Source organism: Litchfieldella rifensis (assembly GCF_042646605.1).
GTDB classification, from domain to species: domain Bacteria; phylum Pseudomonadota; class Gammaproteobacteria; order Pseudomonadales; family Halomonadaceae; genus Litchfieldella; species Litchfieldella rifensis.
This window is the reverse complement of the sequence record NZ_JBHRUG010000027.1, coordinates 135382-148750: the sequence shown is the minus strand read 5'-3', so window position 1 is coordinate 148750 and position 13369 is coordinate 135382. Positions and strand designations below refer to the sequence as shown.

Below are 13369 nucleotides of genomic sequence, written 5' to 3'. Positions count from 1 at the left end.
GTCAATGGAAAGTTGGGGCGGTCCACCGGATGCCATGCCTACGGCACGACGACGATGGGAATGGGAATACGGTTGATGAGCTCGGAATCTTCGTCGACCAGATGCTTGAGCTGGGTGCGGTCAAGCAGCAAGGCACCACGGCGAGCGTGGGCAAGACGATGTTCGAGGGCCAGCGCATCGGCTACCGACAGGCGTTCAAGGGTATCGAACAGGCCGCTGTCGGCGAGCCAGCCCAGGGCAGGCGGTTCGGGATGTTGCTGATCGCTGACCACCAGCAGCGGACCGCGTTGCAGGGGGTGGATCTCGTCCCAGATCAGTACCGGACATGGCGCCTCGAGGATCAAGGCCCGACTGGTGGAGCCCAGACGCACCCCCCATTGCCCGGAGGCACCGGCCTTGCCCATCACCAAGACATCGTCGTCGCCGGCGAGTGCCAGGGCCTCGGCCACCACGCGGCCGCGACTGACCTTCAGTGAATGGCGCAGCTCCCGGCCGGCCACGGCGGCATCCAAGGCCTGATGGATACGTTGCACCTGGCGCTCCAGGCTGGTCTCGAGCCCCCTCAGCGACAGCGGCCGGGCCATGCCGGACTGAGCTCCCACCTCGCAGGAGAAGGGAAAGCCGGCGCAACGCAACAGGTCCAGGTCCTCGACGAACAATGCCACCAATTCGGCCTGGCGGCTGGCAGCCAGGTCCACGGCGGCGGAAAGCGCAGCCAGGCTATGACGCGAAGCGTCAAGCAATGCCAGCACCCGCGCCGTCGAGGGCGCATGCTCGTCTCGTTCGGCGGCGGTTTCGCCATGCCCCGAAGCATTGCGCTGGTCAGGCCTCATCGCCGTTGTCCTCCCCTCCGTTGCCGCTATTCGTCTTGGTGTCCTCGGCCCCACCCTGGAGCTTATCACTCGCCTCGCGCTCCCTGCGCTTCACTGCGCGCCGAAAGTCTTCCAGTCGCTTCACCACCCGGGCGTTGAGACTGCCCTGCGGATAGCGTCCCTTGTCGTCGAGCTCACCCGGCGTCAGGCCGGTAAGCAATGCGAGCGCCTCGTCCACGTGGGAAATGGCGTAGATGGAGAAGTGCCCCGCAGACATGGCCTCGCGCACTTCGCGCTTGAGCATCAGGTGCTCCACATTGGCGGCCGGCAGCAATACGCCTTGGCCAGCGAGTTTTCCGGCATTCCGGCACACTTCAAAGAAGCCCTCGACCTTTTCGTTGACCCCGCCAACCGCCTGTACTTCGCCATGCTGGTTGATGGAGCCGGTCACCGCCAGCGACTGTTTCAAAGGCACCTCAGCGATCGCCGACACCAAGGCACAGACCTCGGCTACCGAGGCGCTATCGCCCTCGATACCGGCGTAGGACTGTTCGAAAGCCAGGCTGGCGGACAGCGATAATGGCATCTCGCCGGCGTAGCGGCTGGCCAGATAGCGCGACAGGATCATCACTGCCTTGGAGTGGATGCGCCCGCCCAGGCGCGCCTCGCGCTCGATATCGACCACCTGCCCCTGACCGGGGCGCGCAGTGGCGGTAATCCGGGTCGGCTGGCCGAAGCGATAGTCCCCCACTTGCAGCACCGACAGGCCATTGACCTGCCCCACGGTCTCACCGCCGGTGGCGATCATCACCGTACCGCGGGCGACCAGCTCGTGGCTGCGCTCGCGCACCCGACTGGCGCGCCAGAGCTGCTGCTCCACCGCCTTCTCCACATGCTGCCGGCCAATCACCGCGGCCTCGTCTTGTGCTGCCCAGTACTCGGCTTCCATCAGCAGATCGCCCAGCGACCGATGGTGGGCGGTCAGCTTGCGCTGATCATCGGCCAGGCGGCTGGCGCGCTCGATCAGCGCCGCCACCCCGGAACGGTTCAGCGGTCGCACGGCGGCCTCGCGGACCAGGGTCGCGATCACCTGCGCGTAGAGCGTCTGGGTCTCGGCATCTCGTGGCAGCACATCCTCCAGATCGGCCTGCACCTTGAACAGCTCGAGAAACTCCGGTTCCTGCTCGCTCAACAGGTAGTAGAGCAAGCGGTCGCCGAGCAGCACTATCTTCACGTCCAGGGGCACCGGCTCGGGTTCCAGGCTCACGGTACTGATCAGCCCGTAGGCCTGCTCCAGGGATTCGGTACGGACCTCACCGGCACGTAGTGCCCGCTTGAGAGTCTCCCAGGCACCGGGCTGCAACAGCAGACTGCGCGCATCCATGACCAGGTAGCCGCCATTGGCCCGGTGCAGCGCACCGGCGCGGATCAGCGAGAAATCGGTCAGCAGCATGCCGTTGTGTACATGGTGCTCGATGCGTCCCACCAGGTGCTGGTGGGTGGGCAAGTCCTGGTAGATCAGTGGGGCGCCCCGGCATTCGGCATTGTCGACCAGCAGATTGATGCGAAAGCGGCTAAACACCGCCTCGGGTGAAATCTCCGGATTGCTCGCATGGAAGGAATCCACGTGCAACAGGATAGCCTCGCGTATGCCCTTCAGGTGGGCCAGAACGCCCTCCTCCTCGACATAGCGTTGCTCCAGCTCGTCCAGCGGCGCGCCGATGGCGGCCTGCAGCATCTCCTCGTTCAGGGCGTTGATCTGTTCGCGCAGGTCCTTGGTCAGCCGTGGCATCTGGCGGATCGCCTGCTGCAGCTTGCGCTGCAGGATGGCTACGCTGCCCTCGATACGCTCGCGATCCTCCTTGGGCAACTTCTCGTAAGTCTCCGGCGACATCATGCCCTCGCCTTCGGCCGGCGCGAAGGTAAAGCCGTTGGGCGTGGACAGCAGCAGGATGTCATGCTCGCGGGCCTCGCGCCGCACCCTCTCGATGGCATCGCGCTGGCGTTCGCCCATGGCCTGTTTCAGCTCATGGAGGCGATTCTGGTACTCCTCGCTCTCGAATACCGCGGGAATGGCACCACGCAGCTCCTCCACCAGTTGGTCGATGTCGGTGCGCAGTTGTCGGCCAATGCCCGGCGGCAGCGACAGGTGACGCGGCGCCGCCGGGTCGTCGAAGTTATGCAGGTAGCACCAGTCCGGCGGTGCCGGCGCCTGCTCCGCCCGCTCGGCCAGGAATCGCCCCACCAGGCTGTGCTTGCCATGGCCCGGCTGCCCCAGCACATAGAGGTTGAAGCCATCGCTGCGAATTGTCGTGCCGAAATCCAGGGCAGCCGCCGCTCGCGTGTGTCCACTGAGCAGATCGAACGATTCCAGCTCGCTGGTGACATCAAAACTGAAATCCTCGATCGGGCATTCCCGGTATACCTGCTCGACCCTCAGGGGTTCCACCATGGCCATCCTCCTTTGCATGACTGCATTATGGAAGACGCCAGGCACGCCTGCCTGATTCAGATCAAGTCAGCGAAAAGCCAAGACTTGCGAAGGGACGAGTACCTAGCGGTAGCGTCGGTCGTGCGAGAGTTCCTCCTCGATTGGCCGCACCTCGATGCTGCCGATGCGTGCCGAAGGCCACTCCGCTGCGATCCGTGCGGCTTCGTCGAAACCCTCGGCCTCGATCAGGAAGAAGCCGCCGATCTGCTCCTTGGTTTCGGCGAAAGGGCCGTCGGTTGCCGACAACTTGCCGTTTCGAACCCGTAGGGTCGTGGCGCGCGTCGCACTCTGAAGGGCCTGGGTCATGATCAGGTGTCCGCTTTTGCGTAACGCATCGACGTAGTCCAGAGTCTCCTTCCGAAGTGCTTCCCACTCGCTCTGCGACAGATCGTTGAGCTTTCTTTCCTCCTCATAGGCCAGGCATAGATACTTCATTGAGCGCTCCATTTCGGTCAGAGGTCGGCAACTGCGTCGCTGAGTTGCTGGGGATACTGATCACTGATCGGCCGCACCTCGACGCATCCCAGGCGCCCCGGCGGGAGGTTCGAAGCGATGCGGATGGCCTCGTTCAGATCGCGAGCCTCGATCAGGTAGAACCCACCCAGCTGCTCCTTGGTCTCGGCGAACGGCCCGTCGGTGACGAGAGGCCGACCATTCCTCGCCCGTACCGTGGTGGCGGTCTGCACGGAGCCAAGACGGGCACTGGTGATCAGATGGCCACTTTCCTTCAGGGTTTCGCAGTGTGCCAGGCATTCGTTGGCAACAGCCTCGATCTCATGGTCTGGCATGGTGTCGAGGATCCTTTCTTCGTTATAGATAAGGCACAGGTATCTCATGGGGCACTCCCGAGCGTGGTGAAACGAACGTACTCAACGGATAGTCGTGCGACGACACCGAAAATCGACATCGTGTCCGTGGCGGGAGTGGAAATGACTATCGCGTGTCCTCGGCAAGGCGTGCCTGCTCACGCCGCCAGGTGGCCGGGGGCAAGCAGGTTTCGCGCCGGAAGGCGCGGCTGAACGCGGCTTCCGACTCATAACCGACCTCGAGCGCAATCGAGGCGACAGGGGCGCTCGACTGGCGCAGCAGCCCAGCGGCGACCTGCATGCGCCACTTGGCCAGGTAGTGCATCGGCGCATGGCCGGTAAAGCGGGCGAAGCGCTCATGCAGGGCCGAGCGCGACAGGCCGATGCGATCGGCGAGCTTGTCGATCGTCCATGCGTCGCCAGGCCGCTGGTGCAACAGCGCCAGCGCACGTCCCACGTAACGATCGTGCAACCCCGCCAGCCAGTTCGGCTGCCCTTCCGGCAGGTCGTCGAGGTAACGACGCACCAACTCGACGAACATCGCCTCGCTCAACCGCTCGAGCAGGGCCTCCCCTCCCGGGCGTTTGAGATTCGACTCGGAAAGCGCGAAACGGATGAAGTGGGCGATCCAGTCATCATCGTCGCCGTGTCTGGCGCGCACATGGAGCAGGTGCGGCAGGCTGTCGAGCAACGGGTTGAACGGGTGCGCATCGCAGCCGAAGAAACCGCACACCAGGGTCGCACTGTGCTGCTCGCTGTCGCGGTCCAGGCGCGCCATCGACAGCGACTCCCCCTGCCGGCTGGCAAAGAACGGCAGTTGCTCCGGTCGCGGTAGCCCGTAGGGGTGCAGGTCCACCGAGCCGCGCATGCCCGGCTCACTCGACATCACATGGGGATCGCCACGCGGAAACACCACGACATCCCCTTCCTGCAACGATACCGGCGTTTCGCCGACCACCGTCGCCCAACACGAGCCATGGGTAAGCACGTGATAAGCCATCACGTGCTCGACCCCCGGCATGATCAACTCAGCGATCTCGGCCGCCGGCGGCGCCTCGCTCACCCAGCGGGCATTGCCCTCGACGTGATAGAACACCGCCCCCCGCAAGCGAATACTACGCAATACCTGAGACAAGGTGTCCTGACTCATGTCCACCTCGTGGGGAACGGTAAGGGGGATACACACACCGACCTGAACAAGTATTGCGGACGATCCCACCCGCTGCCACGACAAACCGGATTCCCGGTCAAGTCCGATGGAGTTCGGGTCAGTCGAAAGCGATCCCGAGTGCACATACTTCAACTCGTGACAACACCCTCTCACGGCGCCGCCGGTGCAGGGCACATCCACAAGGAGACAACAACAATGCAACACTTGACCTATCAGACCCTCGACGGCACCTCGGCCTCGCTCTCGCCCGACGAAGTCGATACCTTGTCCCACGGTATTCGCGGCGGAGTACTTACCGCCGCCGATGCGGCCTATGATGAGACACGCAGCGTCTGGAACGGCATGGTCGATCGCCATCCCGCCTTGATCGCCCGCTGTCTCGGCACTCGCGACGTACTCCATGCGGTCGACTTCGCACGCACTCATCGCATGCTGGTGAGTGTTCGCGGCGGTGGCCATCATATCGCCGGCAACGCCGTCGCCGACGGCGCCCTGATGATCGACCTGTCACAGATGCGCAGCGTGCGCGTCGACTCGGAAAAGCGGACCGCACGCGTCGGTGCGGGCGCGCTACTGGGCGATGTCGACCACGAAACCCAGGCCTTTGGGCTGGCCACGCCGTTGGGCATCAATTCCACCACCGGAGTGGCCGGGCTGTGCCTGGGCGGCGGCTTCGGCTGGCTGACGCGCAAGTATGGCCTGACCGTCGACAACCTCGTCTCCGCCGATATCGTGACCGCCGACGGGACACTGCACGTCGTCTCGGCGACCCAGGAGCCCGAGCTGTTCTGGGCCATCCGCGGTGGTGGTGGCAACTTCGGTGTGGTGACCTCCTTCGAGTTCCAGCTCCACCCGGTCGGCCCTCAGGTGTATGCCGGCCTGGTCGTTTATCCTTATGCTCAGGCCCAGCAAGTATTGCAGGCCTGGCGCGATTTCAACGCCGGCGCGCCACGCGAACTCAGCGTCTGGACGGTGCTGCGCCAGGCGCCGCCGTTGCCCTTCCTGCCTGAGTCGATCCATGGCAAGGAGGTGGTGGTATTCGCACTGGTCCATAACGGCGACCTCGAAGAGGGCGAACGGCTGGCAGCCAAGGTGCTCGAGTTCGGCGAACCGGTCGGCAGCATGCTCGGGGCGCAACCCTATGCCGGCTTCCAGACCGCTTTCGACCCCCTGCTCACCGCCGGGGCGAGAAACTACTGGAAATCGCACAACTTCAACGAGATCACGGACGACTTGATCGACGAGGTGATACGCGGCGCAGCGCAACTACCCAGCCCGGAATGCGAGGTCTTCATCGCCCAGCTCGGCGGTGCGGCCGGTGAAATGGCGATAGAAGATACGGCCTACGCGGGGCGCGATGCCAACTTCGTGATGAACGTTCACGGCCGCTGGCAAGCCGCCGCCGACGACGACAAGGTGCGGGACTGGGCGCGCAACGTATTCCGCGATACCGCGCCGTTCGCCACCGGTGGCGGCTACGTCAATTTCCTGACCGAGGACGAAGACAACCGCGTCGACAGCGCCTATGCCCAGAACTACGCCAGACTTCAACAGATCAAGCAGCAATTCGACCCCGAGAACCTGTTCCGCGTGAATCAGAATATCGCTCCAGCAGCGCTGGCCAAAACGGCATGATCCGGTGTCGGGCCCGTCCCCGGGCGGGCCCGACGCCTTATGCGGTCATGGCACTATTCTTCTCCTCCCAACTCGTCTTCTCCTGCCAACTCGGCCTGACGCTGCCTTACCGCCTCGACCGCATAGGCCATGAAGGCACGGATACGGGCACTGTGGCGCAGATCCGGGTGCACCAGCAGCCACAGATCGGTCGCCACCTCCGGGCCGATCGCCAGCACGCACTCCAGCTCGGGTTCCTGACGAGCCATATAATGCGGCAATACCGCAAGCCCGGTGCCCGCGCGGGCGGCTCCCATGGCCGCCACGACGCTATTGGTCCGTAACGCGAATGCCTCCGCCGGCACCCGCTCGTTCAGCCATCGGCTGCTGGTGAGGTGGCCGATCTGCTCGTTGCCGCCGATAAAGCGATGGGCTCCTGGCTCGCCGGGATCCGTGAGAGAGGGCCGTTGCCGCAGGTAGTCGCGGGCGCCATAGAGCCCCCAGCGGATGGCGCCCAGCTTGCGTCCGATCAGCGTCTCCGGTGGCGCCTCCGTGGGGCGAATGGCGACATCCGCCTCGCGGCGAGCGAGATCCAGAAAGGCGCTGACGATCAGCAACTCCAGCTCGATGCCCGGATAACGCTCGCAGAAGCCCCGGAACAGCGGCGCGAGGAAGCCATTGGCCAGGGTGTCGGTAGTGGTGAGCCGTACCCGGCCCGACAATCGCACGTCTCGACCGCTCAGTTCCCGCTCGATCGCCTGGGCCTCTTCCTCCACACGCTCTGCGCGTCGCCATAGGGCCTCACCCGCCGATGTCGGCACATAGCCTTCCGGCAGTCGCTCGAACAACCGTACCTCCAGACCGGCCTCCATGGCATTGAGCCGGCGAAACACGGTCGAGTGGTTGACACCAAGCGCGCGTGCCGCGCCAGCCAGCGTGCCGGCGCGAGCAATCGCCAGGAAGAGACGCAGATCGTCCCAGTCGAAACGCATGTCTTGCACCTTTGCAATAAAGCTTTGCAAATCTTGCTGATTTCATTGCCAACACGCAAATCCTACGCTGATTGTCACGTTGCCGAAGCAACGGATTCACAGCACTTGGAGCATGAACCATGAAAACGATCGATCGTGAAGCCCTTACCGCGCGGCTCGATGGCCCTGAACGGCCGACATTGGTGGAAGCTCTGCCGGAGAAGTATTTCCGACAGTGGCACCTGCCCAACGCCGTCAACATCAACCACGACGAGGTGAAGCAGCGCGCGCCTGAGTTGCTGCCGGACAAGAATGCCGAGATCGTGGTGTACTGTGCCAGCGAGACTTGCCAGAACTCGCATATGGTAGCCAACCAGCTTACCGCGATGGGCTATACCAACGTCGCCGTCTACCAGGGTGGCAAGGCGGATTGGGAAGCGGCCCAGTTGCCCGCAGCAACGACCTAGCCAGGCTTTCACCATCCTCAGGGGCCTGCCACTGTTCGGATCCGGCAGGCCCTTTTTATTGGCTCATTACGCTTTACCGGAAACACCCGATGGTCGCCGATCCCCACCCAATACTGGACAGGCCCACGCTTGCCCCTCTATACCACAAAGACAAGCGCCACTGTTCCCAGGTGGCGTGCGGTAACGACAGGATGCGCAGTATCGGTATCAGTGGTCCGGGCAGCGGGCGGACCGACACGGTGAGTCATGTGTTTCCACGTGACCTCGCCGGCACCGATCCATTCCAGAAGGAGGGGATATGGCGAACGAATCCGTTACCTCGCAGCAGCCGCCGGAGCCGAAGCGCGACCGCATCAATCCGGTGGTCTTCTACGGTTCGGCGATCGGGATCGTGGCCTTCGCGTTGTGGACCATGGTCTTCACGGAACCGGCCAGCACGGTGATCAACACCGTCCTGGCCTGGATCTCGGACAGCTTCGGCTGGTTCTATTTCGTGGCCGTGGTGCTCTACCTGGTCTTCGTCATCTGCATCGGCCTATCCCGCTACGGCAGTCTCAGGCTGGGCCCGGCCCACTCCACACCCGACTTCAATGTGATCACCTGGGCCGCCATGCTGTTTTCCGCCGGCATCGGCATCGACCTGCTGTTCTTCTGTATCGCCGAACCGATCACCCAGTTCCTGGCCCCGCCGACAGGCATGGCCGGCACCCCCGAAGCCGCCCGCCATGCCATGGAGTTGACCTTCCTGCACTGGGGCCTGTCCGGTTGGGGGATCTACACCCTGGTGGGTATGTCGCTGGCCTTCTTCAGCTACCGTCACGGCCTGCCACTGACCATCCGCTCCGCCCTCTACCCGCTCTTCGGCCATCGCATCCACGGCACCATCGGCCACGGCGTCGATATCGCCGCCGTGCTGGGCACGGTCTTCGGCATCGCCACCAGCCTCGGCATCGGTATCATCCAGCTCAACTTCGGCCTCAACTACATGTTCGACATCCCGGAGAGCACCGCTACCCAGGCGGCGCTGGCGATCCTGATCGTGGTCTTTTCCGCCATCTCCGCGGTGACCGGGGTCGACAAGGGCATTCGCCGGCTGTCCGAGTTCAACATGCTACTGGCCTTGTTGTTGATGCTGTTCGTGCTGTTCAGCGGCAAGACCCTGTTCCTGCTCAATGCCCTGGTGATGAACGTGGGCGACTACCTGGCGCACTTCGCCAGCCTGTCATTCAATACCTACGCCTTCGACCCGCCTACCGATTGGCTCAATGCGTGGACGGTGTTCTTCTGGGCCTGGTGGATCGCCTGGGGCCCCTTCGTGGGCCTGTTCCTGGCGCGTATCTCCCGGGGCCGCACCATCCGCCAGTTCGTCGCCGGCACCCTAATCCTGCCACTGTCCTTCATGATGGCGTGGATGTCGATCATGGGGAACAGCGCCATCGATCTGGTGATGAACGACGCCGGCGTCGCCGACTTCGGCCAACAGGCCATGAACAATCCCGGGTCCGCCATCTACCTGTTCCTGCAGAGCTATCCCTGGGTGGGGCTGACCACGGTGGTGACGACCATCCTCGCCATCGTGTTCTTCGTCACCTCGGGCGACTCCGGCTCGCTGGTGCTCTCCAACCTGACCTCGGTGCTCAGCGACCCCAACCACGACGCACCGGCCTGGATGCGCATCCTGTGGGCCGCGATCATCGGCATACTGACCCTGGCCCTGCTGATGGCCGGTGGTCTCAGCGCCCTGCAGAGTGCCGTGGTGATCATGGGCCTGCCCTTCGCCCTGGTGCTGTTCCTGATGATGCTGGGCCTGTTCAAGGCGCTGAAGGTGGAAGGCCTCAAGGAGGACAGCCTCCGCGGCAGCATGGCCGGCCATCTGTCGGGTCGCACCAGCCCAGGCGAAGGCGCCGCCCGCAACTGGCGCCAGCGCCTGGCCCGGGCCGTCAGTTGCCCCAATCATGAACAGGTCAGCCGCTTCCTGAGCGAGGTGGGCAAGCCGGCCATGGAGGAGATCCGCGAGGTGCTGAGCGAGCAGGGCTTCCCCGTGGAAATCGTCGAGGGCAGTGGCAGGAACGAGCACCTGGCCCTGAACGTGAGCCTGGGCGGCGAGCCGGACTTCACCTACCAGATATGGCCCCACCGGAGTGCCATGCCCGCGTTCTCCATTCGCGACACGCACGCCGGCACCCATTACTACCGCCTGCAGGTGCACATCGGCGAGGGTGGCCAGGGCTATGACGTCTACGGCTACACCCAGGAACAGCTGATTGCCGATATCCTCGACCAGTACGAGCGGCACCTGTTCTTCCTGCACAGCCAGCGGGAATCGCCCGGCGGCGAAGCGATCATGCCGGACGATCCCACCACGGCAGGGCGCTAGGGCTACCGAGCCAAGGAGGATGCGATGAGCGACCAAGCCTTCGACCAGGCCGTCGATTACGTCATCGTCGGTGCCGGCTCGGCCGGTTCGGTACTGGCCGACCGCCTGAGCGCCGACGGCAACCACCAGGTACTGGTACTGGAATTCGGCGGCAAGGACAACTCCCTCTACATCCAGATGCCTACCGCCTTTTCCATTCCTCTCAACAAGCCGCGCTTCGATTGGGGGTTGTACACCGAGCCGGAGCCGGGCCTGGGCGGACGACGCATCCACCAGGCGCGGGGCAAGGTGATCGGCGGCTCATCGTCGATCAACGGCATGGCCTATGTGCGCGGCTGTGCCGGGGACTTCGACGAGTGGGTCGAACTCGGCGCCAAGGGCTGGAGCTATGCCGAGGTATTGCCCTACTTCAAGCGCGCCGAGGACTGTCTCTATGGCGCCGACGACTACCGGGCCACCGGCGGCCCGCTGGGGGTATGCAACGGCAACAACATGCAGAACCCGCTCTATCGCGCGTTCATCAAGGCGGGGCGCCAGGCGGGCTACGGCGAAAGCGAGGACTACAACGGCTATCGCCAGGAAGGCTTCTGTCGCATGGACATGACCGTGCGCGACGGCGTGCGCTGCTCCACCGCCAATGCCTATCTCAAGCCGGCGCTGAAGCGCGCCAATCTCAGGCTCGAGATGCATGCCCTCACCACCCGTGTGCTGCTGGACGGCAAACGGGCGGTGGGCGTCGAATATCGTCAGCACGGCAAGACCGTACGCGTGCACGCCAAACGCGAAGTCATCCTCGCCGCCAGCGCCTTCAACTCGCCCAAGCTGTTGATGCTCTCCGGCATCGGCCCCGCCGAGCACCTCAAGGAACAGGGCATCGAGGTGATCCACGACCTGCCCGGTGTGGGTCACAACCTTCACGACCATCTGGAGGTCTGGGTCCAGCAGACCTGCACCCAGAAGATCACCCTCAACGGCTGGCTCAACCCCTTGGCACAGTTGTGGATCGGCGCCCGCTGGTTCTTCTTCAAGAGCGGCCTGGGCGCCAGCAACCACTTCGAATCCAACGGCTATATCCGCAGCCGCGCCGGGCTCCAGTACCCCGACCTGCAGTATCACTTCCTGGCCGGCGCCATCGCCTACGACGGCTCCAGCGCCGCCGAAGGCCACGGCTTCCAGGTGCACCTCGGCGCCAACAAGCCCAAGAGCCGCGGCTGGGTACGCCTGACCTCCCGCGACCCGGCCGCGGCGCCGGAAATCCTCTTCAACTATCTGCACGAGGAGGAAGACAAGCAGGCCTACCGCAACGGCCTGCACCTGACCCGCGAGATCTTCGCCCAGCCGGCCTTCGACCCCTACCGCGGCGAGGAGCTCTCCCCCGGCCAGGGCGTCCAGAGCGACGACGAGATCGATGCCTGGGTGGCCGAAACGGCCGAGACCGCCTACCACCCCTGCGGTTCCTGCCGCATGGGCACCGATTCCATGGCGGTGGTCGATCCCGAGTGCCGGGTGCACGGCATCGACAACCTGCGCGTGGTCGACTCGTCGATCATGCCCAGCGTCACCAACGGCAACATCAACGCCCCGACCATCATGATCGGCGAAAAGGGCGCCGACCATATCCTGGGCCGGGAACCGTTGGCGCCGTCCGAGGCGCCGGTGTTCACGGTCGCGACATGGCAGGAGAAACAGCGCGAAGGCGCACCGGAGAGAACGCTGAAAGCCTAATCGATCCCCTTCGCATCCCCGCTCATGCCAGGAAGACCGCCGTGCCCGTCACGATGATGCCGCCGGTCTCGGGGATCTCCACCGTCAGCCGGCTGGGGCGCCCCATCGCTTCGCCCTGGCGGATCAGCAGGGTGGCGGGCGGCGTTACGACCCCGGCATCGCGCAGATACCCACCCAGCGCAGCGGCGGCCGCCCCCGTGGCGGGGTCCTCCACGACGCCGCCGACGGGGAAGGGATTCCGTGAATGAAACACGTCCGGCCGCTCGCGCCACACCAGCTGCAAGGTGGTGAGTCCTTCGCGCAGCATCATGGCCTTGAGCCCGTCGAAGTCATACGTCAGCGTGGCCAGCCGGCGCGCCTCGCCGGCGGCTAGCACCAGATGCCAGGCACCGGCATAGGCCCTGGCGGGTGGCAGGGTGTCATCCAGATCGCTGGCCTCCCAGCCCAGGGCAGCGAGCGCCTCGCCGACCAACGCCTCCGACGCCGGCACATGGGTAGGGGCCACCGAGGTGAGCGAGGCCTCGCGCACGCCATCGTGTGTACGCACGGCTACCGGCACCTCGCCCACGGCGGTCGCCAGGCGATAGGTCGCGTCTCCCTCGCTCTCACCCAGCACCACACCGGTGGCGATGGTGGCGTGACCGCAGAACGAAACCTCCGCCTCGGGACTGTAATAGCGTACGCGGCGCTCGCTCCCGCTGGCCGGCGCCACGAAGGCCGTTTCCGAGAACCCCACATCCGCCGCGATACGCTGCATCTGCTCGACAGGCGGCAACGTTTCCCCAATCCACACGCCTGCAGGATTGCCCCCCTCCGGGCGGTCGGCGAAGGCGGCGAGGCGATACAAGGTGCCGGATGCCACCGGCGCTCCCGCACTAGTCACTGTGTCGTTGGCCATGATTCCCTCCCTATTTCCCCACGCCTGGCGCTGACGG

General features: G+C 64.6%; 11 protein-coding genes. 4 read left to right on the top strand and 7 right to left on the bottom strand.

Going from position 1 to position 13369, the window contains the following annotated elements; translation table 11 throughout:
• Positions 1–38 precede the first annotated feature (38 nt).
• From ACFOEV_RS13260 to ACFOEV_RS13240, 5 genes are all read right to left on the bottom strand, one after another.
• The gene (locus ACFOEV_RS13260) at positions 39–833 is read right to left on the bottom strand and encodes a universal stress protein (RefSeq protein ID WP_386774687.1); all 795 of its coding nucleotides are present in this window, start codon (positions 831–833) and stop codon (positions 39–41) included.
• Positions 823–3264: a Lon protease family protein gene (locus ACFOEV_RS13255; RefSeq protein WP_386774685.1), complete on the bottom strand. Its 2442-nt coding sequence runs from the start codon at positions 3262–3264 to the stop codon at positions 823–825. Before ACFOEV_RS13255 ends, ACFOEV_RS13260 begins: the two co-directional genes overlap by 11 nt.
• 102 nt (positions 3265–3366) lie before the next feature.
• Positions 3367–3738, bottom strand: coding sequence for a YciI family protein (locus tag ACFOEV_RS13250; RefSeq protein ID WP_386774683.1), 372 nt, complete (start codon positions 3736–3738; stop codon positions 3367–3369).
• A 17-nt stretch (positions 3739–3755) separates the two neighbouring features.
• Positions 3756–4139: a YciI family protein gene (locus tag ACFOEV_RS13245; RefSeq protein ID WP_386774681.1), complete on the bottom strand. Its 384-nt coding sequence runs from the start codon at positions 4137–4139 to the stop codon at positions 3756–3758.
• Positions 4140–4236: 97 nt separating this feature from the next.
• A complete protein-coding gene (locus ACFOEV_RS13240) occupies positions 4237–5259 on the bottom strand; it encodes an AraC family transcriptional regulator (protein WP_386774679.1) in 1023 nt (340 codons plus the stop codon).
• Between the two features lie 216 nt (positions 5260–5475).
• Between ACFOEV_RS13240 and ACFOEV_RS13235 the strand changes: the two genes are divergently transcribed.
• Positions 5476–6915: an FAD-binding oxidoreductase gene (locus tag ACFOEV_RS13235; RefSeq protein WP_386774677.1), complete on the top strand. Its 1440-nt coding sequence runs from the start codon at positions 5476–5478 to the stop codon at positions 6913–6915.
• Positions 6916–6968: 53 nt separating this feature from the next.
• Here the strand turns inward: ACFOEV_RS13235 and ACFOEV_RS13230 are convergent, their stop codons facing one another.
• The gene (locus ACFOEV_RS13230; RefSeq protein ID WP_386774675.1) at positions 6969–7886 is read right to left on the bottom strand and encodes a LysR family transcriptional regulator; all 918 of its coding nucleotides are present in this window, start codon (positions 7884–7886) and stop codon (positions 6969–6971) included.
• A 119-nt stretch (positions 7887–8005) separates the two neighbouring features.
• On the opposite strand from ACFOEV_RS13230, the gene ACFOEV_RS13225 reads away from it, so the two are divergent.
• The 3 genes from ACFOEV_RS13225 (at position 8006) to betA (ending at position 12434) form a co-directional block, all read left to right on the top strand.
• A complete protein-coding gene (locus ACFOEV_RS13225) occupies positions 8006–8332 on the top strand; it encodes a rhodanese-like domain-containing protein (RefSeq protein ID WP_386774674.1) in 327 nt (108 codons plus the stop codon).
• 298 nt (positions 8333–8630) lie between these two features.
• Positions 8631–10709, top strand: a complete 2079-nt coding sequence (gene betT, locus ACFOEV_RS13220) for a choline BCCT transporter BetT (protein ID WP_386774672.1) — start codon at positions 8631–8633, stop codon at positions 10707–10709.
• Between the two features lie 24 nt (positions 10710–10733).
• Complete coding sequence (gene betA, locus ACFOEV_RS13215) at positions 10734–12434, top strand: choline dehydrogenase (RefSeq protein WP_386774670.1); 1701 nt, start codon at positions 10734–10736, stop codon at positions 12432–12434.
• A 22-nt stretch (positions 12435–12456) separates the two neighbouring features.
• Here betA and ACFOEV_RS13210 read toward each other — a convergent pair whose 3' ends face one another.
• On the bottom strand, positions 12457–13332 hold the full coding sequence (locus tag ACFOEV_RS13210) for a PhzF family phenazine biosynthesis protein (protein WP_386774668.1): 876 nt from the start codon (positions 13330–13332) through the stop codon (positions 12457–12459).
• Positions 13333–13369 lie beyond the last annotated feature (37 nt).